The organism is Paenibacillus solisilvae, assembly GCF_042656405.1.
GTDB lineage: Bacteria > Bacillota > Bacilli > Paenibacillales > Paenibacillaceae > Paenibacillus_Z > Paenibacillus_Z solisilvae.
Genome location: NZ_JBHSOW010000068.1, coordinates 107,047 through 132,777, shown reverse-complemented (window position 1 = coordinate 132,777; position 25,731 = coordinate 107,047). Strand labels below are relative to the sequence as shown.

Sequence of the window (25,731 nt, the reverse complement as noted above, 5' to 3'; positions counted from 1 at the left end):
CTATAAGGAAATATCACTAATAACGACGGGTATTCGCAGAAAAGACGAGCGCACCAGATGAAGAATAAATACCTGCTTTGGCCAAAGCATTATACGGATCTTTATCCCATAATTGAGCGGTATAACAAGAGGTCTGACCTTTCATTATCCATCCGTTACCACCGGAACTAGCACAACTTACATATTTTCTTTTAGTAGTACCGTTATAGCTGTCAACCCAAACATTCGCATAATAATTATACGGAGCAGCTGAATAAAATTTTAAGTAGCCCCAAGCCGTATGACAATAAGCACTTCCTTTTAGCTGTACATATCCAATTTTGACACCGGCTACATAAATATATTCTGTTTCATAGGTGATTGGACTTTTGTACGCACAGCCTGTTGAATAAGGATTTGTACCATCATAAGATAGAGCATATACTTTTTCTGTTGGTGCAAAGGTAAGAAACAGACTTAGAAAAACAGTAAATAATACACCTACTGATACTACCTTGGAAATCTTTTTGCCCATTACTCCATTCCTCCTAATCGTTGAATCGCCTTGACTGTTCGATATCATGCCTTTAACTTCCTATACCTCCTTTCAGAGTAAACGATCCATATTTTTCTTTTACAGGATATTACTTTACCACATGAAGTAGCCCAATTTATGTCGATTAGAAATTTCTAATTAATATGGTGCGATCAGGATTTTGTTCAGCTACTAGGGTTACTATAAAAAAACGCAAAAAACGCCGACTGTACATCGTGTACAATCGGCGTCGTATACGGCAAACGAGGAGTTTGCAGGCATCTTCACCTTCATGGTCTTCCCTGCCGCCTTCTCGGGCACCGTATACCACTTGGCAAGACCGCTCTCCGGGATGGTTGTCGACGATTTTTTGCCGGAATAGATCGGCTTTACTGCATCTTCACACACATATAGGCTGCTAAAGCGATTTCCGATTTCCTTTATCTACTCATACATCTCATACATCTTTATCCAAACTACCCCAAATTGGATAACACCGAAATTGAATCACGATTACACCAGCTTGGTCCATCCTTGAATAGCAATGCGTATTCCAATGCGGTAACATTTTCAAAAACCTTGTCCGCGAGTTCATCCCATCCTCCTTCTGGATGACGGATTGTTGCCCGCACTGTGGGGTCGGCTCCGTGGACTAACAGGAATCTCGTCCGTTTGTCTGTCGGTGATACGATGGAAACAACAGCGTGGAATAACGGTGTATGTCCCCCACATCCATTGGAGTCAATATCAGCACGGGCGTTTACATCAGCACCATGGTCGATAAGCCACTTAGCAATTTCAAACTCGTCATATTCCAACGCCAAGTGAAGCAGGGTCGTTCCTTCAATCGGCGTTAGGGCCATTGCCTTACTAAATCCCATCTCAGGACGATAGATGTCCTCCGATTGAAAACGCTGGTGAACAAGATTTGGATCGTTGTGCAGGTGTTTTTCCAGTAAATCGATGCGCCCACGATGAAAAGCCATTAATGGCGTATCCTCGAACGGTACTCCAGAGTTAAAGAGAACTTCGAGACATTCATGTTTATTGTGTGGATTTCGAGCATAGGCTCCCAATATGAACCCAATCGGGGAGTTAATGTATCCATGGCTTGTTCGATACTTCACATTCGGATCCGCACCTAGATCAATCATCAATCGGATTCCATCAGGATTCAAAGCTTCACAAGCTGCTAGGATAACGGGTCCATAATGTATCGCTGTATCTGAATACAACCCGTTCGGGTCAGCACCCTTCTGGACGAGGTATTCGGATACCTCTCGATGAGCACGCATCGAAGCACGGGATAGTGCCTGTTGCAAATCTTTAGGTCCTAATTGAACAAGGACTTTGACCATTTCCAAGTTATTACATTGGGCTGCCAAGCTGAGTGCTGCCCCTCCATCTACTCGAGGCAAAGGTTCATTCAACAATTCTGGGTGCTGCGTAATGATTGACTCTACGGCTCCAATGTCATTCTTGTGAATCGCTTCGATCAATCGATCCTTCGGCTTCAATGAGTTGATCTCCATGATTTCGCTCCTCAATGATTAAGTGTCTTTTTCAGTCCGAACTTCGCTGGAAAGAACGCGAGGCAATCAAAACTTCGAAGTGATCCGATATCCCCATTCGTTCAAGCTTCTGTCTTTGTTGATTTAGATCGCCATTCGTAATAATACCTAGCCGACCTCCGGCAAAATTTATTTATGTAATCTAATAAAAACTCTTTATCATCGGGGAAGGAGAATTGAAGTTCAATCTCTCGGCAGCCTTTTTTGTACAGGCTAAATCTCAGCATAATGAGCCAGGTTCTCCTGACTGTCGCTGTCCCACAGAACGACCCAGCATTCCGTGAAATTCAGACGCCGCATAGCTTCGTGACGATGATTGCCATCACGAATCGACAGTTGTCCGCCCACGAGCTGAACGATCAACGGCGGGTATGACCAGTCTTTGCGATAAAGCTCCATCAGCTCTGCTACGTGCAGGTCCCAGCTGTCCTGCGAAACGCAATATTCCATCTCCGCTTCCGGTCCGCAGCAGCGAATAAGCTCCTGAAGCGTTAAACGCACAGGCCCCGCCCAAAATCTCGGCTGTAGCTTAAGCCCTTCAGAAAACGGCTCGTTGCCCCCCGCCGTCTTCAGAAAAAGGTGTACCCACTCTTCGATGCAACCGTGCTTGGCAAATTCGATCGCTTCTTCGGTTGTAAATGATAAAGGCAGCATACGGCAATCCCCCTCTGTCTTAATTGTGCTATCGTGTCCGTTAGTTGAATGGCAGTTTACTCAGCTTCGACTTAATCCAGTAATTCGAGTTGCCGAACGACCTCGTCTAACGGTGCAGAGGCGTCGACTACAGTAGTTGCTGTGGCCCTTAATCGGGGTTCGACTTCAGCGAGATGACGCAGGATAAGGTCTCGCTCTTCGGGGTTTTTCCCGTAGTTGTTGTTCTCCCGGACGGCTATCCGCGCGAGTATTACATCGGCAGGCGCGCTAAGCAAAACCACATGATCGAAGTATGGGTAGAACTTTCCCTGATTTGACTTGCAACCAGCAACGAAGAGTTTGCCTTCCTGATGTCTGGTCAGAAGCTCCATAATCGCATCTTCGCGCCAGACCCAGTCGGTTGAACCATCTGCCAAATGGACCCAATGGCTCCACATGTCGCTGTCGGTATCCACAACGCAGTGGCCTCGTTCACCAAGCTTCTCCAAGGCTGTCGACTTTCCAGTTCCGGACATTCCGGTGACCAGTATTCTCAGCATTTTCCCTCCTCATTCACCTGCGAGCATAACAAGAATGCTGCTCGTAATCATGAACAAACTTCCGGATTTAAGCTATCGTATCCGTTAGCAGAATAGGATATATCAACGTTAACTATCGAACAACTAAGAAGGTCTATTTTGTTATTCCAATTCTAGGATGTATCGTTTTTACTATTTTCGCAATAATTAATCTTTAAAGTATTCGGTAAATCATTGAGCTATCCTGCACCTGATAATCTTCGCCGCTCTTGCCTTTTTCGCCACCTTACAGGGTCCTAGCAAGACGAAACCCGAGATCATCAATTCGAAACGTAGGGTGACTGCGGCGGCGGCACGTCGCCCCACAGCCTCTAGCCTCTTCCGCCCAGCTGCCACCTCGAAAAATTCTGTAGGTATCGTATACTTTCACATCGTATAAATCCCAACACCACTCCCAAACATTTCCTAACATATCATAGAGCACCCACGCATTCGGCAGCTTTCTGCCTACCTCATGTACCATGCCCTCAGAGTTTCCATGATACCAAGCTATTTCATCAAGCTCGCCGTACTGATAACCACTCACTCCTGCTTTACACGCATACTGCCATTCCGCTTCTGTAGGAAGACGATAACCATCCGCCTCCCAGTTACAGACGACGCTCTCACCATCATCGCTTACCGAGTAACATTCCTTTAGTCCCGAGTGCTGAGAAAGCAAATTACAAAAGAGAATAGCATCATTCCATGAGACATCCACTACCGGAACCTGAGGTTCGTCACTCGTTCCAACTGTCTTTTGCACGATCGAGAAATATAATTCATTCGTAACTGGAACCGGTGCAAGTAAAAAAGAATTCACCTGGGCCGTCCATATAGTCTTTATTCGATCGTCTCTTAATTCAATTTCACCTGCAGGAATTTGCACCATTGGATACTCATTATGACTACGCCGAGTGTTTGACAACTATCTTCCTCCCGTTCCATCTTCTACTTCAAGATGCTTAACTTTTCAATCGCTTGTTGTTCGGTCGGCAAGAAATAGATATCGCTCCCTCTGTTGCATTCATAAATGAAATCTTGAAAGCTTTTACTTGAAAACGCGGAAAAATCCCCAATAATTGCTACCTTCACGCGATAATTGATGAACTTCTGAAGGATTTCGCCTGCAAGGCGTGTTTTCAGATCGAAAAAACTTTCGCTTAGCAGGGATTTATTTATCACGATACGATCGCAGCCAGCTTCGTAATGTACGGTTGCCATAAGATCCAATGCTGACTGGACATCCACTATTAATTTCTCGCTGCTGCTCACGACGGCAATATTTCCCCCAGCTGCTTCTACCTTCGTTATATGCATAATCATCCTCCTAAAAGTTTTGTGAGACAGAAAGCGCTAGTTTTCCGAGCAAACTGGCTTCGGTAGCATGTGCTTAGCTTATTCTCATCAATTGGTAAACATATTCACATAATCCTCGCAAATGTATCGATTATCTTCGTCATTTATTGGCGGAATGTTCGCTACTCTAAAGAAGCTTAGACCTACAACCATCGCTAGCAGCCCATATGCAGCACTTTGGGAATCTTTTACCGACATTTGCCCCCTGAGGTTACCGTAATCGAAAATCTTTGCTATGCCATGGAGATCAGCCGTATAACTCTTGGATACGACTTCCTGCAAATTGCGATCCAACGCGGCTTTTGAGAAAAACTGTAAAAAGGGCCTTGCTTGATCTTCATGAGGGATAAACATCTTTTCAATTCCTTCAAGCTGCGCATCTGCTCGGTGCTTTGGTTCCATTCCTAATTTGGGCATTATTTCACCTTATCCCATATTTTTAAATAACTGTTCATATACCGATTCAGCCATTTCTAGTAATTCAAGTCGGAACCCGTCCCCTTCAATTTTTGATATGATTTGACGAGCAGTTTCAAAATTCATGGTCACTCTTCCCGTTGTTTCAAAACCTTCCGGCATGATTGCATAATCCTGTACTCTTGCCATAACAAAAACAGTGTATGTATCCGTACTCTCCCAGTACCAAGCGGCAATCGGTACTCTCTTAGACTCTAAAATAAGACCCGCTTCTTCAATTGTCTCACGATTTAAAGCAGTATCCATATCCTCATTAACTTCTATCCTCCCACCAACTGTAGTGAGTGCCTTCTCATTCTTATCCCAGACCATAACAATTGAGCCATCTTCGGTAATTGGTATGCTGTTTACGCCAGCGATTTTTTTGTCAACAGGAAAAGTTCCATTTAAAGGACTCAGCATTCTATCCCTCCAATTTCATTATTTCTATAAGCATTGGATAATTGGTAAACCCTTCTTTAACACTTTTCCTGTCCAATTGACCGAATGCCTCTGTTATTTACTAGACCTTAACTTCGATCGGCGTTATGGAACCTGCTTTCAAAGCTGCTCTGTACTCATAGGGCGACAGATCATAAATGCTTTTATGTATGCGCTTACGGTTGTACTCTTGAATAAATTCACTCAGTAGGGGAAAGCATTTAAAAAGTCCCAGTATTTAAATCCCATTTGAGCACCAGTTGAACTCCTTTAATCTGGACAATGCTCCGAATTTCTCGTATTTCCTGTTATTTTCTAAACCCTACATTTCAATAATCGCGCTGTCAAATACATCAATCATGCACATCAGGAAGAAGAAGCGTTGTTCACCAGCAATCCGGCTCTCATCTTATTTCCTTTTTTCCAACCAAGATATTGGCAGGAGCAGAAGTCATGCTTCCTCATCCGGTTATCTCCCACTCTATCGTTAAGCGCCCCTGCGCCCGATCACCCGTGACGACGATTCGCACCGTGGACGTTGCCTTCACCCGATACGCGATCCACGCTTCGCCGCCCCGCAAATCGTTCGTGTACGTCCCGCCCTCGGCGTCCAAGTAAGTACCGTAGCCGCCGCCGTTGGTGACCTGCCAGTCGATGTGATATGACAATGTCTGACCCGCTCCGAGCTCGACCGGAATCTCTTTCTGCCCGTGAAAATAAGCGAATTCTGCGCGATAGCCATCGGCGGTTCTTGTTTCCGTCCACTGCTTTGCCACCGTGAAATCAGCCACGGAGACGTAGAATGCCCCGGCAAACAGCAGCATTGCCGTGGCTGCGCTGTAGGGCCACCGCCAGCGAAACAGATGAGTAGCTGCGAGAAATGCCAGCGCGCAGGCCACACCGTAGGCGCCAGCAAACAGACTCAAGATCCATTGGCCAGGAAACCAGACCAAAAAAGGGACATACCCTCCGAGCATATAAAGCAAGACGGTAAGCGCCATTTTAGCAGGGCCAGCCTTGCGCTTGCAGAGCACCGCGTCCACCCCGGCAGAGAATAGAACGGCATAGCCGTAAATAAACCCCCACAGCGGGAACTGCCGGGTTAGCTCCGACATCTCATAGCGTTCAAATCCTCCCACTATAACGAGAAAGCCGAGAAATACAAGCCCTGCAGCCGCTAGTTTTGAAGCCGCATAGGCGGCAACCTGAGCCCAACTTGGCATCGCCATGATGTCTCCCTCCTCAATTCTTCTTGCTTCAAGCGTAACAGCAAGTTCATCTGCCGGGCAGTTCTAAGTTTTGTAGAACCAGCCGCTTGCAAGGACAGCGAGCCTTTCCCGCAAAAAAGGACACTTCATAAGAAGCGTCCTTTTTGTGAATCGTTTATATTACGGCAGAAACCACGACAGACGTTTGCCTACTGGGTTTTAATTAATGCCTTCTCAATGCAAAAGAACTACTTAATAAAAGGCCTAAAATAGAGATTACTGCAGCAAAGTATGCCAACGCTCCATAATGATGTTCGTCAACATTGTGATTTAATACCAACCACAATAGTAACATAAATATGCCTGTGATACTTAGCTGAACACCTAACAAAACAATATGGAGTGGTTTAAACCATAGTGCAAACCAATTTGCCAAAAAAACGATCAGTAAAACAATAGGCAAAGTAAAAACAAGGCTGGGAATTATACTCACAGCTAGTTATTATACTCCTTTAAGGGATTCATTTGATGCACCTCTTTATATAGATGACTATAGAAGTATTCAGGCACGTTATTAAGATGGGAACCTGACTTCCTGCCTCACTTCTTCAATAATCTTCCGCACCCCTTCCTCGATTTGCTCCGGCTGCGCCCGTGAGATGCTGATCCGTAAAAACTTCTCCCGTTCCATATAATCCGATAAATAAAATCGCTTGCCGGAGACGACAACGATATCCTTTGCCGCAAGCCGCTCTACTAAGCGTTCAAGATTGACCGTCTGCGGCATCTTGAACTGAACGAACACACCGGAATGGACTTTTGGTTCAATATTAACTACTCCTTAGTAACTGAGCTATCGTTTCCCGTTAACTTAATCGGAAACAATAGGCAACGAATATCGAGAGAAACCTTCAGCGTTATAACGGTACCGTTCGCAGATCGTGTAATTGCGCCCATGTTTATCGACTGTTAAGCTGTTCTCAGCGATAAAAGCGTCGATCAATTTTCCAGCCCCGTCAAAATCACCTTCTTTGCTGGCCGCTACGACACAGCGTTGCGCTGGAATGGTCATGCGTGTAAACCACTCTGGCACTCCATCAAATGTGGTAACCTCTACGCATAAAATATAGGCATGCGTATTTGGGATATCCTGCCCGGGAACCTGCGGCCACATGCCATACTGAACAGCGGCGTCTACAATTTGGGGCATGTGAGCGGAGAGCCCAAGCAAGCTGTCCTTCGCATGATGGTACTTGCTCCCCATGTCATTTAGGCCGATGCACGGAATGCCGACCAACTTCAACTCCCCGTGCTCAATAACCTGAGCTTCCATCTCCGGCAAAAAAGAAACCATGATTTCGTTCATCTAATTCCTCCTATACGAATATCTACAAGTTACTATTCATCAGACAACCGCGACACTCCTTTTCCATGATTTTATATTACAAATAAAAATTTACAAACTATTAGCTGGAATAGTTGAGCAAAGTCATTCCATAAAGTAATACCATCGGGGAATGAGATAAAGTTCTTGTACTCCGACAAAAAACATATTAAATTACAAGAAGAAGACGTTAAGAACAAAATTAACCCGTTAGCCATAGTTATGTCTTTTTGTGCCTAATCTATGTGCTCATATTGCAGAAAGGACGTGGTCGAATGAAATTGCGTATTGCAGGAGCCCAAATCTGTGTAAATGATGACAATATGAACGAAAACTTGAAAACGATCCACCGTGCAATCGATTATGCGGCCAGTGAGAATGCGGACATATTGCTAACTCCAGAAGGAGCTTTAAGCGGATACACGAATCGTTTCAATCCGAAAGAGATCAAAGAGGCTCTAAAGGATGTAACTAACAGAGCGAAAGTAATGAAGATTGGACTAGCACTGGGCACCTGTTATTACGAAGATGATGGACTCTGCTATAACCAGATCCGATTTTACGATAAGCAGGGACAATTTTTGGGTTTTCATTCCAAAACGTTAAATTGTGGCACTATGGACGATACGCCTAAAGGGGAAATCGAATATTTTACCGTCGCGCCATTGAAAGTTTTTTCGTTCGAGGGATTGGAAATTGGTGGGCTAATATGCAATGACATGTGGGCCAATCCTGAATGCAGTCCGATGCCGGATCCTCATTTATCCCAGCAGTTGGCGAAAATGGGAGCAAAGATTATATTTCATGCAGTTAACGGAGGACGGAATAACGACGAATTCTCTCAGTTCGTCATCAGAAACTACCATGAAAGTAATCTTAGAATGAGAGCTCGGGCGGGAAAAGTATGGATTGTCACAGTTGATAACGCTTTCCCTGTAACAATGCCGAATTCTTGCAGCGGCGGTGTCATTTCACCAGATGGTAATTGGACGATTCGTTTACCGGAGCAAGGTGAACATTTCTTTGCTCACACGATAGAGTTTTAATGCGAAGGGCAATAAACCCCTTCCCCAAATAGTAGGGCTTAGAACAAAGAAGACATGGCCATTGGTATTATCCCCTTTTGGCAGACAAGACAAAAAGAACATCTGGAAGATGAACTTAGCCTTGTTGACCGCCGGGAGGAGATAATACCATATTTTTTTTAAAAATATGAACTTAGTCCCATTTTCTTATAACCGTTTGCTGCAGCGCTTTCCTTCTTTTGCCCGTTGTTGAATTCACCTTACTAGGGGAATGACCATACAATAACGGAGTATCAAAATCCTGAGGAGTGAATGAGTTGTTCAAACTAACCTTAGAAATTGCAAAACAATTGCTTGAAGTCGCGGCACAGAAAGCCCGGCAAATGGGGCTATCCAGTGATATCGCAATCGTTGATGAAGGCGCGAACCTAATTGCCTTCCATCGCATGGACAATGCCCGAATTGCTGGTATCGACATCTCCCAGAACAAGGCTTGGACTAGCGTAGCCATGCAGATGCCGACAGCCAACCTTGCGCAATCGGCGCTTCCTGGCGGTCCCTCGTTCGGTATCAATACTACCAACCAAGGTAGACTTGTTATCTTGGGCGGAGGTATCCCCTTCGTCAGTAAAGACAAAATCATCGGTGGCATCGGTGTAAGTGGGGGCACGAGCGCTCAAGACATCGAAGTGGCCAATGCAGCCGTTCAAGCCTTCAAGAACTTACTTGGAGTTGGAGACGCGGCGTTTACTAGTGCTCGTATCGGTTCTATCCATTTTGACAATTAGACCGGCACAATAGACATAACTGCCAGTTAACCAAACGAAGTTAAATTTAAGAAGTTTTGTTAATAGGGTACAAAATGCTTCAAATCAGCTTCATTAATCCCTTTTTGTTTTCCCTCATCTGAAAGTCTGTATTCAAATTGATGTACAGCATTGTGTGCAAAATAGATATATTCAACAAAGGGTTCATCTTTAAAAACAACTACAGCATAAAAAGCAGGTAGTTTAATTCCCCACACTCCCTTAACAGACTGTATTTCCTCCGCTGTGTAACCTTTTTCTTCAATAAGGTAATTCGTTACAGTTCCGCAACCACCTCGCAGATACATATTAATATAAAGTTCCATTAAACTGATCTTTAGTTGAGAGAAGTCAATCGACCACTCTGCCTTCATGTTAGGGAAATCTGGTCGTAAGTTGATCAGTTTCTTCAGGGTACATATACCTCTATTGGTTGTTATTGCTTCAATTTCGGTGTATTAGTACGCTATTCTTTACTTTAACGCAGCAACAGACTGCCCTGGCAGTTCAATGTATCGTTGCGAAGGCGCAATATTAGAACACAAATTTGGGAGCCCTGCGTTTGTTTTTCGCTTCTTTTCCGCTTTAGGCATCATGTCTTTTTTAATTACTCGACAGATATCCCTTACGGATTCTTGATTTGTACATATACTTAAGAAAACCGGATGGGGAGGATACGCGTGGTTATGAAATCAGACCGACTCACGATTATTATAGAAAAAGGTAATAAACGCATGATCGCAAGAACGCCGATCACTGGAATTGACAAGCTGGTGTTCGTCGTAAACCATCAATTTACCAACGCCCCCAACACGACGCAAATTGCAAGCGGTGCAGGCCGAAGCAGCGCTGCTGGCAGCAACGCCGCTATTAAATCCCCGAATACGCAGCAGCAACAGAGCGTCGGGGCAGGAGGAACAGCCAAGAACAAATGGTTAAAGGGCGCCAATGGCGGACTTTATCATGGCCATACCCGGCCCGGAACACGTCTTCGCGGCAAAGAAATTGTCATTGTCCTTAATGATCAGATCGTCAAGCTTCCAAGAAATGCCGCTAACGCCTCGGCTACCCAGGTGGCAAGCGGAGGCGGAAGATACAGTACGAGCGGGACTAACTCCGCAATTGAAAGTGCAGGAACCAAACAGCAGCATGCTGTCGGCGGAGGCGGAACTGCTTTGAATAAATGGATTAGCAAGCGCCGGAAGAAATCGAGGTAGTATTTGTGAAAGGCCATTCTTTGCGGGATGGCCTTTCTAGTGCAATTAACTAGTTATTCAAGACAGTGAACATGCCTGTCAACTATTATTTCAATAACAAAAGAGCACCCGCGTAGTAAGCTCCTCTACTCTCGATGAAGCGGCTTCTTCATTAATGTTCTTGAGTTTCCTCCGAATCTCTTTTAGAGAGCTCATATATTGCCTCGAGCCTTAAGCCTGAACGGGCCAGATTATTCAGAAAAACCGAATTTATGGGCTTATAAGAATCCGGGATTCCTAAGTAAAATAAGGATTTTTAAAGAAAATAGTTTACATTTCGTGTTATATCTATATACTCTTAATTATGTCGTTTTTATCAATGCTTCCGGTGTAGTTATGAATAGAAACGTATTCACCAGATCGTATCAGAAACAGCTGTCGTCTTAATCGGGCTGAATGAGCAGAGCCGGACAAAAACTTTTAGGGGGACAAAAACATGGCAATTAAAATTGGTATTGTTGGTTATGGGAACTTGGGCAAGGGTGTCCATCAAGCAATTGGACAGAATCCAGACTTGGAACTTGTCGCTATTTTCACGCGAAGAGAACCGGGGCAGTTGGAGGCTGGACAAGCTGGCGTTCGTTTCGAGCATATTTCTTCTGTAGAGCAATATAAATGTCAAATTGATGTCATGATTTTGTGTGGAGGTTCAGCTACGGACCTTCCAGAGCAGACGCCTGCGATTGCCAGCTTGTTCAACACAGTCGACAGTTTTGATACGCATGCCAAAATTCCAGCTTTTTTTGATCAAGTTCAGACGGCAGCAAAACAAGGAGGCACGCTAAGCGTGATCTCGACAGGATGGGACCCGGGCTTGTTCTCCCTGAACCGGCTGCTTGCCGAAGCGATTCTTCCTGAAGGCAAAGATTATACATTCTGGGGCAAAGGGGTCAGCCAAGGCCATTCTGATGCGATTCGTCGCGTACCAGGGGTAAAAGCCGGCGTACAATACACGGTCCCGGTTCAAGCAGTCATAGATCAAATTCGTACGGGCGAAACGCCGGAGTTGTCGACACGCGAGAAGCATTTGCGCGAATGTTTTGTCGTAGCTGAAGAAGGTGCAGATCAGGAGCAAATTCGGGAAACGATCGTCTCGATGCCAAATTACTTTGCTGATTACAATACAAAGGTGAATTTTATTTCGGAGGAAGAGTTAAAATCCGAGCATGCGGGAATGCCTCATGGCGGGTTTGTTATTCGGAGCGGCGTTACCGGCGCGGGCACGAAGCAGATCATTGAGTTCGGTTTGAAGCTGGAGAGCAATCCGGAATTTACGGCAAGTGTGCTGGTTGCCTACGCTAGAGCCGCATTCCGTTTAAGTAAGGAAGGACAGATCGGTGCGAAGACCGTATTCGATATTCCGCTGGGGCACTTGTCTCCTAAGTCCGCGGAGGAGCTTCGCCGCGAGCTGCTATAGTGAAATTTAGGTGAACGCAAACAGCCGATCACTAACGATGAGTCGATATATCTCGACGTTCATCCAAGCGATCGACCTTTTTTAATTACCCCACCAATTTATTTTTATTGGCTTATTAATCTATCGTTAGTTAGTATTTATATACATAAAGTGCAAGCTATTATGCAAATAACACAAGTGTAGTCGTTTAAAAGGAGTGGTATGATCAAATGTTAACCTATACTTCGGAGCAGAGGGGCAGCACGGCCAAAGAGTATGTCCAGTCGGTGTATAAGAAAGTCATCCAGCGCAACCCTAACGAGTATGAATTTCATCAAGCGATTAAAGAAATATTGGATTCCCTTGTCCCTGTGTTTGCCAAGCACCCCCATTACGTAAAACAAGGGATTTTAGAGCGGTTGGTTGAGCCGGAAAGAATGGTCACCTTCCGTATTCCTTGGGTGGATGATATGGGCGTGATTCATGTCAATCGTGGATTCCGCGTACAATTCAACAGTGCGCTTGGTCCATATAAAGGCGGCCTGCGCTTTCATCCTTCCGTTAACGCAAGCATTATCAAGTTTCTGGGCTTTGAACAAATTTTCAAAAATGCTCTCACAGGTCAACCGATCGGCGGCGGGAAAGGTGGAGCTGACTTTGATCCGAAGGGCAAATCGGATAATGAAATTATGCGATTTACTCAGAGCTTCATGACGGAGCTCTACAAATATATTGGTCCCGATACGGATGTTCCCGCCGGCGATATCGGCGTGGGAGCTAGAGAAATCGGATATATGTTCGGGCAGTACAAACGTATTCGCGGGGGCTATGAGGCAGGCGTGCTAACCGGTAAAGGCATTGTCTATGGAGGCAGTCTGGCAAGGAAGGAAGCCACGGGGTACGGTTGCGTGTATTTTGCCAATGAGATGCTCAAGTCAAAAGGGTTAAACTTTCGAAACGCCAAAGTCGTCGTGTCCGGTTCAGGCAATGTTTCGATCTATGCGATTGAGAAGGCTCAGCAGTTAGGAGCCAGGGTTGTGGCCTGCAGCGACTCCAATGGCTATATCTATGATCCTTGCGGAATTGACTTGAATACCCTCAAAAGGTTGAAAGAAGTGGAGCGCAAACGAATTAGCGAGTATGCTTCTGAGCATTTGCAAGCGGTATATGTCGAAGGTTGTTCGGGCATTTGGTCCATTCCATGCGATATTGCGCTTCCATGTGCGACGCAGAATGAGATTGATGAGGCTTCCGCACAGTTATTGGTAGCAAATGGCGTCACAGCGATAAGCGAGGGCGCTAATATGCCTTCAACATTGAAGGCTATCGAGGTCTTCTTAAGCAATGGGATTTTATTCGGACCTGCCAAAGCGGCAAATGCCGGCGGAGTGGCTGTATCTGCTCTGGAGATGGCTCAGAACAACATGAGACTTTCTTGGAGCTTTGAAGAGGTAGATGCTAAACTACATGTCATTATGCAAAATATATATGATCATAGCGTTGATGCAGCGAAGGAATATGGTGCTGAAGGAAATTTGGTCACGGGTGCCAACATTGCAGGCTTCCTCCGAGTGGCTGATGCTATGATGGCCCAAGGGATCGTGTAACGGAGACATTCGACTAGCTAGAGATATAAATCATGCATAAAGGCTGGAATCCTTCTATTAAGAGGGGGTCCAGCCTTTTTCCATCCTAGATCTAATATGGAAGGATGAGTTAGATGATAGCATCGGTCTTATTGTTATTTCAGATATTTTATCCTGTCGTACTCTTCAATCGTTATGACGAGTACCGTTCCATGCTTGAATCCATAAGGAAAGCTAAAGCTTTCGTCCGAGCGAATAAATCTTCCCGTGTCGATGTCATCCGCGATAAAAGGAACGTAACCTTGTCCATCGCCTTCAACGCCGAAAAAGTCCAGCATCAAGCACCATTTGCCATTGTTCAGCTTAAACGCCGTCGGCGCTTCGTAAGCACCGTGCCCGAGCTTCGCCATTTCCTCGTCGAAGGCCTCGATTCTCGTGTATTCACCCGTTAAGGTTTTGCCCTTTTGCATAATAATGCCTAAGGGGTTGGCTTCGCTCTTTAAGAAACGATAGAACAAGCCGTTCTCCTTATAAATGGCAGAATCAATAATTCCGCTTCCATCCTTCCTGCAGAGCAATTGGGGCTTCGTAAAGCTCTTAAAATCCTTTGTCCGCGAATAATAGATGGCTTTATTCCCGAAATTATTGGATGCGTGAGACGATGTCCAGTGAACCGCATAATCTTCATTCTGGTCATCATAAAATACTTCCGGCGCCCAAAGGCAGCCGAAATCCTCATCGCCTAATTCGATTAATCGCTGCTCCGACCAATTTACAAGATCGTCCGATTCCCATATTGACAGGCACTTGCTTCCCTCAAGGTTGATGTTGCTCCAATCACCTCTATACTTGGTATGGAAACAATTGGCCAGGCTCAAGTCCGTAGACAGAATATAAAACTTCCCGTATTTCGTTCTTACGACAGTATGGTCCCGAACGCCCTTCTCGCCAAGTTCGCTCCAAAGAACGGGCTTGCCGCCGTTTACCGCTTTCCAATTAAACCCATCTTTACTGAGCGCAAAATAAACCTGCTCGCCATCCGGTGTTCTTTTCTCCCTGAAATGAACAAACAAATAGGCTTCCATTCCATCATTCCTCCTCTTTAGTACCCGGCAAAATTTGCTCTTGCTTTATATTTCTCCACTGCTTATTTCACTCTCAAAACGGTAATCGAATGCTTCGGGAACAGATAATCATTCTCCGAATCTTTCGTATGCATGCGTTTTGTCTCCGGTTTAATACGATCAGGCGTTTCAAAACTATTTTCATCATGTAGAGCATAACCGGACACTCCGAATGCCTCAACTTCCAGCTGTCTCTTCTCCATGTCAGCAAACACGATTCCAGCCGATACTTCTCTGCCTTGTACAAGAATATCCTCGGTTTCCGAGATCAATTCCCCGTCGATGAAAACGCGAATGCGCCTCCCCTCGACTTCCAGCGCCAATTCATATTCCACGCCGATTTCTACCGTAAATAATCGCTGTGTGAGAACAGAGTTTCGTCCATTAACATGGGCATGAATCATGGAGTCCTGATTTTTCCATCCGCCTGCTTCCCAAAGCAGTTGATTGCCATCATCCTTGCGTCCGAAGAAGATAAAGCCCTTCGAGCCACTGTGTTTCTTCGCCTTCATAGAAATCTAATCAGCCGGCGTTCGTGTGGAAAAATCTTCTTAAGTAGAATATAGCGGCTACTTATGTATGTTTTGTAAATGTCTGTGAAAGAAAGCGGTCATATTTTTTCCGCATTTTATAGTCCTTCTATGTCATTTGAACTATTCTCCCCTCGCTCGAAAAGTTGTCGATTAGATACATAGACTATATTTTTTGAGTATTACTCGTTATATGCATCCATTTTATCCCATTTTACATCCAAATAACACCAAAAATATCTGATGTTTATTTTTATATAACTTCATTATAGTTTAACACTGAGTTGATATTAGTTTAATATAAAAACGTTTTAATAGAGTGAACCCCAATGAAATGGAGACGATGAAATGGACAAGGAACAACTATTCAATGATCTGGAACAACGCTTTCGGGAAGGCAAGATGGATCGCCGCGGTTTTCTACAGGCAACAGGAAAGGTCGCACTCGCATCGCTCGGTTTGACGATCGCCGCTTCGCTTAAAGGTGGTCCTGTCGACGCAGCGCCGAAATTTACGGCTTATCCATTTACTTTAGGAGTGGCGTCCGGTGACCCTTGGCCGGACAGCGTTGTGCTGTGGACCCGGCTTGCACCCGACCCGATGAATGGCGGAGGCATGTCAGGCAGCGACGTTCCGGTCAAATGGGAAGTGGCTACCGACGAAAAATTCCACAAAATCGTGCGTCAAGGGGTAGGCTATGCTAGAGCCCAGCTCGGACATTCTGTGCATGTCGAGGTGGATGGACTGAAAGCTAACCAAGTCTACTACTACCGCTTTCAAACCGGAAAGGAAATGAGCCCTACAGGCCGGACGAAAACGCTGCCTGCAGTCGGATCGAAAGTATCAAAAATGACTTTTGCGTTTGCTTCCTGTCAACACTACGAACAAGGCTATTATTCTGCTTACCGTCATATGGCAGAAGAAGAACTGGATCTGGTCTTTCATCTCGGCGATTACATCTATGAAGGCGGAGCCACTACCGGTAAACCCCGCTTACATAACAGTCCCGAAATTATGACGCTTACGGATTACCGCAACCGCTACGCGCAGTACAAAAGCGACGGCGATTTGCAAGCCGCACACGCCAAGTTTCCGTGGGTGGTTACACCGGACGATCATGAGGTCGAGAACAACTATGCAGGTCTGATCCCTGAGGCGAATCAGCCTGTCGAACCATTCTTGGCCCGCCGTGCGGCGGCTTATCAGGCCTACTATGAGCATATGCCTTTAAGAAGCTCTTCATTGCCGAACGGATTTACCATTCAGTTGTACAGACATTTTAATTATGGTGACTTGGCTAATATTAATGTACTCGATACCCGCCAGTTCCGCGACGATCAGGCTAGCGGAGACGGAAGCAAGCCGCCGACCCCCGAATCCACAAGCGTTGACCGGTCAATTATGGGCGAAGAGCAGGAGCAGTGGCTGCTGTCAGGCCTCAACCAATCGCAGGCGCAGTGGAATATCATCGCACAGCAGGTGTTTTTCTGTAAGAGAGACTCCAGGATTGGAGAGGGAGAACAATACAGCATGGATGCATGGGACGGTTATTCCGCCAACCGTGACCGAATTCTTAACTTTGCCAAACAGAAAGGACTTTCCAACCTTGTGGTCCTTACTGGTGATGTTCACGCAAACTGGGCAAGCGATATCAAAGCGGATTTCAACAATCCGGATTCCGAGACGCTTGGAGCTGAGTTTGTCGGAACCTCCATTGCGACAACAGGAGACGGTGTTGACATCACCGATGTACAAAAAGCTATCATTACGGAAAATCCGCATATCAAGTTCTACAACGGTCAACGCGGTTATGTGCGCTGCACAGCCACTCATGACAGCATGCAAGCGGACTACCGGGTGGTTCCGTATGTTACCCGTCCTGGAGCACCGATCACAACACGTGCTTCCTTCCTGATGGAAAAGGGCAAACCGGGATTACAGAAAATTTACGACGGTGCGGTAACAGTGTAAGGAACGTACCGGATTAAGCTAGAACGATAAAAAACTTTCAGCCATGGCATTCGATAGCCGTGGCTGATCCTATACAAATCTGAGGAGATGAATGGTCATGCCGTTTGGAAATATTGGAATTGGCGGTCTTGTCTTGATACTGATTATTGCGCTTATTATATTTGGTCCTGCCAAGCTTCCTGAGCTTGGACGAGCATTCGGCAGAACGTTAAACGAGTTTAAGGGCGCTACGCGAGAACTTGTTAACGGTGATGCAGAGGATGAGAAAAAAAGTGATTCTTCAAAGACATCTGTAGAGGTTAACAAGTAGCATGGGTACGGGCAGCAATAAACAGATGAATATAATGGAACACCTTGAGGAGATGCGGAAGCGTCTCATTCAAACCTTGCTCGCATTTCTTGTTGCAATGGTCGCCTCTTTCATCTATGTGCGGGATATCTATCAATGGCTCATTCGCGGAATGGATAAGAAGCTCGTTATTCTTGGACCGTCTGATGTGATGTGGGTATACTTTATGATCGCAGGTGTATTTGCGCTTGCGGTCACCATCCCGGTAGCCGCTTATCATATTTGGAAGTTTGTGCAGCCTGCTCTTTCCGAGCAAGCTCGGCGAGCTACTCTCTTGTTCATTCCAGGATTGGCGATATTGTTCCTGATCGGCATCAGCTTCGGTTATCTTATTCTATTTCCGATGGTGCTCTCCTTCATGAATCAAATGGCTGCGGCCGATTTTAATGCGATGTATACAGCGGATAAGTATTTTACGTTCATGATTCACATGACCGTGCCGTTCGGTTTGCTGTTTGAAATGCCTGCGGTCGTTATGTTTCTGACCCGTCTTGGCATTCTGAATCCGCACCGCCTTGCTAAAGCGCGCAAGCTCGCTTATTTCGTGCTCCTTATCGTCGCTGTCGCGATTACGCCTCCGGATATTTTATCCGATCTGGTTGTAACCGTACCTCTGTTTTTGCTGTACGAAATCAGCATTGGGATTTCCAAGGCCGTATACCGGAAACAGCTGAAGCTTCAGAGCGAGTAAGGGTAATACCCGCGTAGCTGTTACAGACCGCAAACGTATGGAAAACAAAGCAGCCTCGGTTCCTCTAAACAAAAAAACACTGCGACACCAACGCCGGCAACCGCGGACACATCGCCGCGAGTTGGTGTAAGGACAAACATTGATTACTGCAGTAACTGCTTACCAGATCATCGCCGGAGAAAAACAAGAGCCAGATCGAGTTTCCTCTCGATCTGGCTCTCTTTTATTATCATCTTAATATGTTCCCCATTTAATTACATCTACTTTGCGGGTGGTGTCAGCTTGCCGGTAGTAGAGCGGACTCTTTATCCAAGAAATACCCGCTGCACGAGCCAGATTCCACCCAACATGAACGCAAGCGACGAGCCTGCAATAACGGTCCGCCTTGAAAATTTCCAGCGGTGCAGCAGCATGAGCAGCGGCAGCAGAATTGCCACCATCGTAACCTGAACGGCTTCGATGCCGAGATTGAAGCTGATCAAATCCACAGCCAGTTGGCTTCGTGGAAGATCCATTACCTTCAAAATATCGGCAAAGCCCATTCCGTGGATTAAGCCGAAGAAGAACGTTATTACCCAGCGATGACTGACCTGTTTGCGGATAATATTATCCACGGCGACAAAACAGATGCTGAGCGCAATCGCAGGCTCGACAATACTCGAGGATACATTAATAATTCCTAAAACTGTCAATGTCAACGTAATGCTGTGAGCAATTGTAAAGGCGGTGATCATGGCGGCATATTGTTTGAACTTCTGCCTTGCAATGAGAAGTGAAAACAGGAACAGGAGATGATCGTACCCGGATAAAATATGGTTGATGCCAAGTGTAAAGAAAGAATACCAGCCTGACGTGACTTCCGGTGCGTTAGATGATTCATCCTGCGGCTCGTCCGTTTGCCCATTGCTGCTATTTTGCGGGGACAACGCGTCCTGCTGCAGACCGGCATAGTCATTCTCGGTCAGCTGAATGCTCCAATCCCGGTATTTGCCCGATAAAGCGGATGTGCTTTTTTGACTGCCGTAGTTAATCGTAACTAAGTTGACGTAGTTGGTGACGGTATCGTTTAAGTACAGATTATCTGTCAAGGAGATTGGCTGTGATGCGGATGCGGGCGGAAAGATGACCTTCAGGATCACATTGGTGACATCCCCTTTTCGATCCATATCAAAGCTTTCTATTTGGGTCCAATCTTTGATTTCATTGTTAATGTTCAAGCTCAAGTTTTTCTCAAACAGCGCTGTAAGCTCATCTTTCATTACGGCGAATTCTTCTGGTTCCAGCATGCCGTTCTTATTCGTATCCCCGCCGGCCAGCTCGATCACAGACAGCTCATCCAGCGCATAGATCATTTCGATATTCGATTTGGTCAAATTCAACGTCGTATAGCCGGCGCTGTACGCGTGAGCATCCACTTTACGTTCAATGGGTATCAGAAGAAGGGCCAATACGGCCACTATGCAAATGCAACATCGCACTGTTATACGGAACATTGTATTTCCTCCCTATAAAGATAACAGGACGCCGTTCATAAGAACGGCATCCTTATTACCCATGGTATTACTGGTATTACGATGAGACTGTTATTTGCTCAAAAGATTAAAGATGACTTGAGCGGCTTCACCACGTGTAGTGATTCCAGCAGGCTGGAATACGCCTTCTTCGCGTCCGCCAACCAGGCCAAGTGCTGCGGCTTCTTTAATATAAGCTGCTGCCCATGACGAGAATTTAGCTTCATCTTTAAAAGTAATGCTTCCGTTAACCGATACTTTGCCATTCAACATCTCGTATCCGCGCATAAGCATCGTTACCATTGCCTCACGCGTAATTTTCTCATTAGCTCCGAATAGCGTCGCGCTCGTTCCTTGAACGATTCCCGCTTTCAAAGCTGCGGCAACCGCATCAGCATACCAATCTCCGCTTTTCACGTCTGTGAATTTCACTGTGCTTTGCTCTGTAAGCTTCAATGCTCTTACCAGCATCGCTGTGAACTCAGCACGAGTTGCACTGCGTTGAGGTTCAAACGTCGTGTCACTCGTACCGTTGAGGATTTGCTTCGATACCAGATCGTTTATTGCCGCTGCTGCCCAATATCCGGAAGGAATGTCATTAAATTGCTTAGTAGTGCCCCCAGTTGAAGGCGTTCCTGGTGTTGGTGTTCCTGGTGTTGGTGTTCCTGGTGTTGGTGTTCCTGGTGTTGGTGTTCCTGGTGTTGGTGTTCCTGGTGTTGGTGTGGTCGGAACTTCGACCGTTACATCAGCCGTATTCGCTTCTACATTGGATACAGTCTCTGCATGCTTATTCTGGGTAGTCAGAGCAGATTTTGTAAGCTCCACGCTTGCTTTTCCAGCGTTCAGCTTATCAATGGTCTCGAAAGTGAGCTTGATGACATCCTGGTATTGTCCATACACTGCGGAGCGGATTGGCGTTGTAAGATCCGCCTTGATGTTTACCACTCCTGCGCTAGCGGTATCGACGTCAAAGGTGCCAGCATCCGTAGTAACCAGTTCAGCACTCACAAAATTGATTTTCGCGCTGTCATACTTAAATGAAGTATCCAGCTTTTGAACTGCGTTGGCATTGTTGATTGCATAATAATAATCTAACTGCGAGTTCGTATCTTGTTGTGCTGTTTTTGCATAAACTTTTACTTGTTCCGGTTCTTTAACCAAACCGTAAGTATCGAGCTTTTCCAGCGTATCCGAACGGAATGTATCAACCGAAATGCTGTTGGGGGTTACACTGATCGTAGAGAAAGTCGGCGTATGAAGCTGGCTTCGGGATGCCGAATATCTCTCTGGAGTTGTATTCAATTCATAATACTTGCTTCCGCTCGCCGAGTTTGCCGTAACGTACGTGTTGCCGTTCGGATTAACATCTCTTCCTTGGCTGTCCACAAGCTGTCTTCCTTGAACGTTGTCGCCATTCATAACATACGTTCTGACATAAGAGTGATCATGACCCATGAAGATCATATCAACATCGAGGGCGTCAAGCGTTGGGAAAAGCGCTGCTCTTAAGTTAAGAACGACCTGCTCAGTAGAGTGGGCTTGACCGCCGCCATAAATATCATGATGGAAAGTGACGATTCTCCATTTTGTGTCCGGTTCTTTCGCAACCGTTTCTTGCATGAATTGCACATGTTCGGCACCATTCGTATTGTTGGTATCTAATACCATGAACAGCGTGTCGCCGTAAGTGTAATAATAATCACCGCCGTATGTAGGGTCGGCAACAACGGCTTGATTTCGGGTATCTATCTTGATACCCAAGTTTGACTCATTAGGTACATTAAAATGATATTTGTAATTAATGTTGACATCATGATTACCCACAACCGATGCCATAGGTAAACTTTTCAGGATGTCAGGACTCTGAAACCCGTCATATTCCGTTTCCAGGGCTGCAGCCGATTTATTTTCGATTTGGTCACCAGCGGACATAATAAAGCTATAGTTGGGGAATTTGCTGACCGCTTGCTTCAGCGTATTTGCCCAGCCGTATGTATCGTTGACCACGCTGCCCGAGGAGCCGATTTGCGGATCGCCAACAAACATGATGGTATAGTTTGTCGGATCTTGAGTGGTAAAATCGTAAGCCGGACTCCAGTTGGCGGCATTGCCGTCGCCTACACGGTATACATATTTCGTTTTAGGAGTAAGGCCTGTTACTGTTGCTTTGTTGGAATAATAGACTGAATCTGTAACTGTCGTTGCTGGAACCGCCGTTCCAGTAACGGTTACAGTCTGAGCACTATCAGGGAAAACCCCGCCTGTCATATCTGCCTTCTTCGCCATCTGAACGATGCTGGCAGCCGGCAAGCCTGGTGAAAGCCACGTGAAGTTAAGCTCGGTCTCATTTCTTCCGGGATTGAGCGCGATGTTCTCGACCGAGTAAGGAACGGCATCGGCATGAACAACTTTTACCGGACTTATCTCCTTAAAGCCCGGAATTGCCGAAGGCAGCAGAGAGACTACAACTAGTAATGATAAAGCAATTATACTAATCTTGTAAAAACGCTGCTCCTTCTGACTGAATTTCTTCAACATGAAAAAAACCACCTCTTAAATAGATTTGTCTGCTCTTAAAGCCTATGTCCAAGCCAAGAGCGCGGCTTAACCAATATAAACTAGAATTGTTAAATGAATCGCACTGTTATATGAAAAATATGTAAATATGCCTAATCGTGCTGATAGCGGGTTTACAAATAGGCCTTTATTATGAACCCTATCAGCGAAAGCAGCGCGATTGCTGATAGGATCGCGGGAATCGCCCGCCTGATTTTGTGTAAGTAATGGATTGCGGGATAAAGGATTAGCGCAAGCAGCAGTAATCCGACTTCAATGCCCACATTATAAGCCACCAGAGAAGACACAGCATGTCCGCCATCCTCTCTCATTCCGGATAGCGCCTCGGCAAATCTGAATCCATGGATCAAGCCAAATCCGCCAGCCAGCCATAATTGATATTTCATATTCTTATTAAATAGAGTGTTCAAGGCGATATAGAGGATACTAAGCGCGATGACTGATTCGACAAACCGGTCAGGCAAAACCAAGATGTGCAGACCAGCAAGGATCAGCGTTAAAGAATGGGCTGCTGCAAATACAGCTACAGCCGTAAGATACTTCTTGACGGATCTACAGCCTATGAGAAGGGTAAATATGAACAAAACAGCCTCAGCAGCCGTTAGCCAATGCTCCAGGCCAGTCAGGAAAAATTGCTTGAACGCATATTGCAAACTCATTTGGCCCACTGAAAGTTCATGAAGTTGAGTAATGAATACAGCCGTTTTTTGTAATTCGCCAACATTAAGGTTGACATAATTGACATGCCATTCATCTCTATCAAAAACCATGTTATAGTTCAATGCAAACTGCTTGGGAGTATTTCTGACCGGATACTCCAGTACCACTTCGGCAAACGGCTGAACCTCACTCTCCTTCTCTATATAACGAAACTGTGTCAGTTTTCCTTTAAGCGGCATATTATCCGCATATAGTTCGATTTTGGAGAGCAAATCGGCTTCCACTTCGGCATGATATTTGCTGTAGAACCGGTTCAACACTTCCTGCGTCGATGAGTTTATGTCCGGGTCATCCGGATTTACCTCCGCTATCATGTCGTACATATCTAGCTGAAAAACATATTTGATGCTGCCATTCTCGAGCGAAATATCCGAATAGGCTACACTGACATTGCCATGTGCGGACGAAACAGGCACCCATAAACCAAACACGACAACCGATACTGCAATCAATAATATCCATCTTGTTATCAACCTCATATCCTCCTGACTACTGTCTTAGAAATTCCCACCTCATTTACTATCTTCTAAATATCAGCAAGTGAAAAGAGATGCATTATGTTGTTTTTGTAAAGATAGTTTATAGAACGCGGTTCATTGGTATAATCAATTGTACTAATTCCAGTTTTACAACTATCGGAGGTAGACTATGTTGGCATCAAAGAAAGTAAGAGTCATTCTTTTCATAGCGGTATTGCTGGTCATTTCTTTATCGATGTATGCATTCAATCTGTCCCCCGAAACAAATCATAGTAATCAGGGCAGCAGCACATCCTCCAAAAAATTTGAGAAAGCAAAAGTATTGAGGGTAATCAGCGAAGATCTTCAAAAAGAACCAAGCAGAGGAAATTTATATAATGGATCTCAGGAATTGGAGCTTAAAATTCTTTCCGGGGAGCATAAAGGTGAAATTCAAACCATTACAAACAATATAAGTGTATATTTAAACGTTGTTGCCAAAAAAGGGCAGACCATTATCGTGAATATCGACACCGCCGATCCCAAGTTCTATATTATATCGGTGTACAGCTACTATAGAGCCCCAATTTTGTATGGTATGGCTTTGCTTTTCTTTGGTGTGTTATGGTGGATTGGCGGAAAAAAAGGATTGATGTCGGTATTAGGCATCATTTTCACTCTTGCCTGCATTGCTTATTTATTCATCCCAATGTTATACAGGGGCTATTCTCCGGTGCTTGCATCCGTGCTGGTCGTTATTCTGGCCACATTTGTCACCTTGATATTATTGAACGGTTGGACTGCGAGATCTTGGGCGGCGATACTGGGTACGATCTGTGGAGTAGCTATTTCGGGGATCCTGGCTTATATAATCGGAAATCTAACCCATATTTCAGGGTATAGTACTGCAGAGGTTGATGTCTTGATCACCATCGCCGATGAGACTGGTCTGCAGCTCGGAGGGATGCTGTTCGCCGGAATTTTACTCTCCTCTCTTGGCGCCATAATTGACGTGGGCATCTCCATTGCCGCATCCGTTCACGAGGTTTATATGACCAACGCTAATCTTTCCAAGAAGGAACTGTTTAAATCCGGCATCAATGTAGGCCGCGATATGATGGGAACGATGGCGAATACTTTAATTCTTGCCCTAACAGGCACTACACTCGCTTCGCTCATGGTCCTTTATGCGATCAAAGCACCCCTTACACAATTAACGAATATGAATATGGTGACCATTGAAGTCATTCAAGGACTAACCGGGTGTTTTGGCGTTGTTCTAACCGTACCAATCGTCGCTTTTATTTCCTCAAGAATTATTCCTAATTTTGAGAAGAAGACCACTATGAATAAGGAATTAGAAGAATCGTCCTTAACCCGTGTCTCTTGAACTATAAGACTGGCAAGGGCAGATCGGCTAGAAGAGACTCTTTGTCTCAAAATCTATCCTAAATTCAAAGAAGAAGCGTTGGCACTTCGGCCAACGCTTCTTCTTCATAGTTGCTCCAAGGTGAAAGATAAGTACATTGTAAGCATGCATGGCTTCTCATGGTCATCATGAAGATGAAACGTCGGAGACGAGAAGGT

The 25,731-nt window shown here is 45.4% G+C and carries 25 protein-coding genes and 2 pseudogenes; 9 read left to right on the top strand and 18 right to left on the bottom strand.

The annotated features are described in order from the left end of the window. Positions 1-16 precede the first annotated feature (16 nt). The 12 genes and pseudogenes from ACFPYJ_RS18945 to ACFPYJ_RS18885 all read right to left on the bottom strand — a co-directional run bounded on the left by ACFPYJ_RS18945 (position 17) and on the right by ACFPYJ_RS18885 (position 8,126). Positions 17-514: a DUF2690 domain-containing protein gene (locus tag ACFPYJ_RS18945; RefSeq protein ID WP_379189744.1), complete on the bottom strand. Its 498-nt coding sequence runs from the start codon at positions 512-514 to the stop codon at positions 17-19. A gap of 201 nt (positions 515-715) precedes the next feature. After that, positions 716-922 (bottom strand): hypothetical protein, encoded by a 207-nt coding sequence (locus ACFPYJ_RS18940; RefSeq protein WP_379189742.1) that lies wholly within the window; start codon positions 920-922, stop codon positions 716-718. A gap of 68 nt (positions 923-990) precedes the next feature. Next, a complete protein-coding gene (locus ACFPYJ_RS18935; RefSeq protein ID WP_379189741.1) occupies positions 991-2,046 on the bottom strand; it encodes an ankyrin repeat domain-containing protein in 1,056 nt (351 codons plus the stop codon). Between the two features lie 252 nt (positions 2,047-2,298). After that, positions 2,299-2,739 carry a ParB N-terminal domain-containing protein gene (locus tag ACFPYJ_RS18930; RefSeq protein WP_379189740.1) on the bottom strand — a complete coding sequence of 147 codons (441 nt, stop codon included), beginning with the start codon at positions 2,737-2,739 and terminating at the stop codon, positions 2,299-2,301. Positions 2,740-2,810: 71 nt separating this feature from the next. After that, positions 2,811-3,278 carry an AAA family ATPase gene (locus ACFPYJ_RS18925; RefSeq protein WP_379189738.1) on the bottom strand — a complete coding sequence of 156 codons (468 nt, stop codon included), beginning with the start codon at positions 3,276-3,278 and terminating at the stop codon, positions 2,811-2,813. Positions 3,279-3,543: 265 nt separating this feature from the next. Continuing rightward, positions 3,544-4,188 (bottom strand): formylglycine-generating enzyme family protein, encoded by a 645-nt coding sequence (locus tag ACFPYJ_RS18920; RefSeq protein WP_379189795.1) that lies wholly within the window; start codon positions 4,186-4,188, stop codon positions 3,544-3,546. A 59-nt stretch (positions 4,189-4,247) separates the two neighbouring features. Further along, a complete protein-coding gene (locus tag ACFPYJ_RS18915; RefSeq protein ID WP_379189737.1) occupies positions 4,248-4,616 on the bottom strand; it encodes a DUF4180 domain-containing protein in 369 nt (122 codons plus the stop codon). Between the two features lie 87 nt (positions 4,617-4,703). Next, positions 4,704-5,033 (bottom strand): annotated as a pseudogene (locus ACFPYJ_RS18910) (TetR/AcrR family transcriptional regulator); the annotation flags it as partial. Positions 5,034-5,081: 48 nt separating this feature from the next. Further along, on the bottom strand, positions 5,082-5,534 hold the full coding sequence (locus ACFPYJ_RS18905; RefSeq protein ID WP_379189736.1) for an NUDIX domain-containing protein: 453 nt from the start codon (positions 5,532-5,534) through the stop codon (positions 5,082-5,084). Positions 5,535-6,013: 479 nt separating this feature from the next. Beyond that, positions 6,014-6,781 (bottom strand): hypothetical protein, encoded by a 768-nt coding sequence (locus ACFPYJ_RS18895; RefSeq protein ID WP_379189735.1) that lies wholly within the window; start codon positions 6,779-6,781, stop codon positions 6,014-6,016. A gap of 553 nt (positions 6,782-7,334) precedes the next feature. Then, a pseudogene (locus ACFPYJ_RS18890) lies at positions 7,335-7,577 on the bottom strand (aminotransferase-like domain-containing protein); the annotation flags it as partial. A 54-nt stretch (positions 7,578-7,631) separates the two neighbouring features. Further along, positions 7,632-8,126 (bottom strand): effector binding domain-containing protein, encoded by a 495-nt coding sequence (locus tag ACFPYJ_RS18885; RefSeq protein WP_379189734.1) that lies wholly within the window; start codon positions 8,124-8,126, stop codon positions 7,632-7,634. A 293-nt stretch (positions 8,127-8,419) separates the two neighbouring features. Here ACFPYJ_RS18885 and ACFPYJ_RS18880 point away from each other — a divergent pair, with 293 nt between their 5' ends. Next, complete coding sequence (locus ACFPYJ_RS18880; RefSeq protein WP_379189733.1) at positions 8,420-9,190, top strand: carbon-nitrogen hydrolase family protein; 771 nt, start codon at positions 8,420-8,422, stop codon at positions 9,188-9,190. Positions 9,191-9,486: 296 nt separating this feature from the next. Next, complete coding sequence (locus tag ACFPYJ_RS18875; RefSeq protein WP_379189731.1) at positions 9,487-9,957, top strand: GlcG/HbpS family heme-binding protein; 471 nt, start codon at positions 9,487-9,489, stop codon at positions 9,955-9,957. A 59-nt stretch (positions 9,958-10,016) separates the two neighbouring features. Here the strand turns inward: ACFPYJ_RS18875 and ACFPYJ_RS18870 are convergent, their stop codons facing one another. Continuing rightward, positions 10,017-10,349 carry a DUF3139 domain-containing protein gene (locus ACFPYJ_RS18870; RefSeq protein ID WP_379189729.1) on the bottom strand — a complete coding sequence of 111 codons (333 nt, stop codon included), beginning with the start codon at positions 10,347-10,349 and terminating at the stop codon, positions 10,017-10,019. Positions 10,350-10,709: 360 nt separating this feature from the next. Between ACFPYJ_RS18870 and ACFPYJ_RS18865 the strand changes: the two genes are divergently transcribed. From ACFPYJ_RS18865 to gdhA, 3 genes are all read left to right on the top strand, one after another. Beyond that, positions 10,710-11,192 (top strand): hypothetical protein, encoded by a 483-nt coding sequence (locus ACFPYJ_RS18865; RefSeq protein WP_379189792.1) that lies wholly within the window; start codon positions 10,710-10,712, stop codon positions 11,190-11,192. Between the two features lie 475 nt (positions 11,193-11,667). Then, entirely contained in the window at positions 11,668-12,648 is a 981-nt protein-coding gene (locus ACFPYJ_RS18860) for a diaminopimelate dehydrogenase (RefSeq protein ID WP_379189728.1), read from the top strand. A gap of 209 nt (positions 12,649-12,857) precedes the next feature. After that, a complete protein-coding gene (gene gdhA / locus ACFPYJ_RS18855) occupies positions 12,858-14,234 on the top strand; it encodes an NADP-specific glutamate dehydrogenase (protein WP_379189727.1) in 1,377 nt (458 codons plus the stop codon). Positions 14,235-14,368: 134 nt separating this feature from the next. Here gdhA and ACFPYJ_RS18850 read toward each other — a convergent pair whose 3' ends face one another. Together ACFPYJ_RS18850 and ACFPYJ_RS18845 are read right to left on the bottom strand one after the other, a co-directional pair. Continuing rightward, a complete protein-coding gene (locus ACFPYJ_RS18850) occupies positions 14,369-15,298 on the bottom strand; it encodes a glycoside hydrolase family 43 protein (protein ID WP_379189726.1) in 930 nt (309 codons plus the stop codon). 62 nt (positions 15,299-15,360) lie between these two features. Continuing rightward, positions 15,361-15,849 carry a hypothetical protein gene (locus ACFPYJ_RS18845; RefSeq protein ID WP_379189725.1) on the bottom strand — a complete coding sequence of 163 codons (489 nt, stop codon included), beginning with the start codon at positions 15,847-15,849 and terminating at the stop codon, positions 15,361-15,363. Between the two features lie 366 nt (positions 15,850-16,215). Here ACFPYJ_RS18845 and ACFPYJ_RS18840 point away from each other — a divergent pair, with 366 nt between their 5' ends. The 3 genes from ACFPYJ_RS18840 to tatC all read left to right on the top strand — a co-directional run bounded on the left by ACFPYJ_RS18840 (position 16,216) and on the right by tatC (position 18,878). Further along, the gene (locus ACFPYJ_RS18840) at positions 16,216-17,838 is read left to right on the top strand and encodes an alkaline phosphatase D family protein (protein WP_379189724.1); all 1,623 of its coding nucleotides are present in this window, start codon (positions 16,216-16,218) and stop codon (positions 17,836-17,838) included. Positions 17,839-17,935: 97 nt separating this feature from the next. Then, positions 17,936-18,148, top strand: a complete 213-nt coding sequence (gene tatA / locus ACFPYJ_RS18835) for a twin-arginine translocase TatA/TatE family subunit (RefSeq protein ID WP_379189723.1) — start codon at positions 17,936-17,938, stop codon at positions 18,146-18,148. A 25-nt stretch (positions 18,149-18,173) separates the two neighbouring features. Next, positions 18,174-18,878, top strand: coding sequence for a twin-arginine translocase subunit TatC (gene tatC / locus ACFPYJ_RS18830; RefSeq protein ID WP_379189722.1), 705 nt, complete (start codon positions 18,174-18,176; stop codon positions 18,876-18,878). Between the two features lie 305 nt (positions 18,879-19,183). On the opposite strand, the gene ACFPYJ_RS18825 is transcribed toward tatC, so the two are convergent. The 3 genes from ACFPYJ_RS18825 to ACFPYJ_RS18815 all read right to left on the bottom strand — a co-directional run bounded on the left by ACFPYJ_RS18825 (position 19,184) and on the right by ACFPYJ_RS18815 (position 24,159). Further along, positions 19,184-20,371 (bottom strand): HupE/UreJ family protein, encoded by a 1,188-nt coding sequence (locus tag ACFPYJ_RS18825; protein WP_379189721.1) that lies wholly within the window; start codon positions 20,369-20,371, stop codon positions 19,184-19,186. A 90-nt stretch (positions 20,372-20,461) separates the two neighbouring features. Next, the gene (locus ACFPYJ_RS18820) at positions 20,462-22,927 is read right to left on the bottom strand and encodes an S-layer homology domain-containing protein (protein ID WP_379189720.1); all 2,466 of its coding nucleotides are present in this window, start codon (positions 22,925-22,927) and stop codon (positions 20,462-20,464) included. Between the two features lie 152 nt (positions 22,928-23,079). Then, positions 23,080-24,159 carry a HupE/UreJ family protein gene (locus tag ACFPYJ_RS18815; RefSeq protein ID WP_379189719.1) on the bottom strand — a complete coding sequence of 360 codons (1,080 nt, stop codon included), beginning with the start codon at positions 24,157-24,159 and terminating at the stop codon, positions 23,080-23,082. A gap of 175 nt (positions 24,160-24,334) precedes the next feature. Here ACFPYJ_RS18815 and ACFPYJ_RS18810 point away from each other — a divergent pair, with 175 nt between their 5' ends. Next, on the top strand, positions 24,335-25,534 hold the full coding sequence (locus tag ACFPYJ_RS18810) for a YibE/F family protein (RefSeq protein ID WP_379189718.1): 1,200 nt from the start codon (positions 24,335-24,337) through the stop codon (positions 25,532-25,534). The last annotated feature ends 197 nt before the right edge of the window (positions 25,535-25,731 follow it).

What these genes read in the sequence shown, in the direction of transcription:
- tatA (WP_379189723.1), top strand. Translation starts at nt 17,936, where the DNA reads ATGCCGTTTGGAAATATTGGAATTGGCGGTCTTGTCTTGATACTGATT.
- ACFPYJ_RS18895 (WP_379189735.1), bottom strand. Translation starts at nt 6,781, where the DNA reads ATGGCGATGCCAAGTTGGGCTCAGGTTGCCGCCTATGCGGCTTCAAAA.
- ACFPYJ_RS18905 (WP_379189736.1), bottom strand. Translation starts at nt 5,534, where the DNA reads ATGCTGAGTCCTTTAAATGGAACTTTTCCTGTTGACAAAAAAATCGCT.
- ACFPYJ_RS18920 (WP_379189795.1), bottom strand. Translation starts at nt 4,188, where the DNA reads ATGGTGCAAATTCCTGCAGGTGAAATTGAATTAAGAGACGATCGAATA.
- ACFPYJ_RS18925 (WP_379189738.1), bottom strand. Translation starts at nt 3,278, where the DNA reads ATGCTGAGAATACTGGTCACCGGAATGTCCGGAACTGGAAAGTCGACA.
- ACFPYJ_RS18945 (WP_379189744.1), bottom strand. Translation starts at nt 514, where the DNA reads ATGGGCAAAAAGATTTCCAAGGTAGTATCAGTAGGTGTATTATTTACT.
- ACFPYJ_RS18865 (WP_379189792.1), top strand. Translation starts at nt 10,710, where the DNA reads ATGATCGCAAGAACGCCGATCACTGGAATTGACAAGCTGGTGTTCGTC.
- ACFPYJ_RS18915 (WP_379189737.1), bottom strand. Translation starts at nt 4,616, where the DNA reads ATGCATATAACGAAGGTAGAAGCAGCTGGGGGAAATATTGCCGTCGTG.
- ACFPYJ_RS18860 (WP_379189728.1), top strand. Translation starts at nt 11,668, where the DNA reads ATGGCAATTAAAATTGGTATTGTTGGTTATGGGAACTTGGGCAAGGGT.
- ACFPYJ_RS18810 (WP_379189718.1), top strand. Translation starts at nt 24,335, where the DNA reads ATGTTGGCATCAAAGAAAGTAAGAGTCATTCTTTTCATAGCGGTATTG.
- gdhA (WP_379189727.1), top strand. Translation starts at nt 12,858, where the DNA reads ATGTTAACCTATACTTCGGAGCAGAGGGGCAGCACGGCCAAAGAGTAT.
- ACFPYJ_RS18820 (WP_379189720.1), bottom strand. Translation starts at nt 22,927, where the DNA reads ATGTTGAAGAAATTCAGTCAGAAGGAGCAGCGTTTTTACAAGATTAGT.
- ACFPYJ_RS18845 (WP_379189725.1), bottom strand. Translation starts at nt 15,849, where the DNA reads ATGAAGGCGAAGAAACACAGTGGCTCGAAGGGCTTTATCTTCTTCGGA.
- tatC (WP_379189722.1), top strand. Translation starts at nt 18,174, where the DNA reads ATGAATATAATGGAACACCTTGAGGAGATGCGGAAGCGTCTCATTCAA.
- ACFPYJ_RS18825 (WP_379189721.1), bottom strand. Translation starts at nt 20,371, where the DNA reads ATGTTCCGTATAACAGTGCGATGTTGCATTTGCATAGTGGCCGTATTG.
- ACFPYJ_RS18840 (WP_379189724.1), top strand. Translation starts at nt 16,216, where the DNA reads ATGGACAAGGAACAACTATTCAATGATCTGGAACAACGCTTTCGGGAA.
- ACFPYJ_RS18880 (WP_379189733.1), top strand. Translation starts at nt 8,420, where the DNA reads ATGAAATTGCGTATTGCAGGAGCCCAAATCTGTGTAAATGATGACAAT.
- ACFPYJ_RS18870 (WP_379189729.1), bottom strand. Translation starts at nt 10,349, where the DNA reads ATGAAGGCAGAGTGGTCGATTGACTTCTCTCAACTAAAGATCAGTTTA.
- ACFPYJ_RS18885 (WP_379189734.1), bottom strand. Translation starts at nt 8,126, where the DNA reads ATGAACGAAATCATGGTTTCTTTTTTGCCGGAGATGGAAGCTCAGGTT.
- ACFPYJ_RS18850 (WP_379189726.1), bottom strand. Translation starts at nt 15,298, where the DNA reads ATGGAAGCCTATTTGTTTGTTCATTTCAGGGAGAAAAGAACACCGGAT.
- ACFPYJ_RS18930 (WP_379189740.1), bottom strand. Translation starts at nt 2,739, where the DNA reads ATGCTGCCTTTATCATTTACAACCGAAGAAGCGATCGAATTTGCCAAG.
- ACFPYJ_RS18935 (WP_379189741.1), bottom strand. Translation starts at nt 2,046, where the DNA reads ATGGAGATCAACTCATTGAAGCCGAAGGATCGATTGATCGAAGCGATT.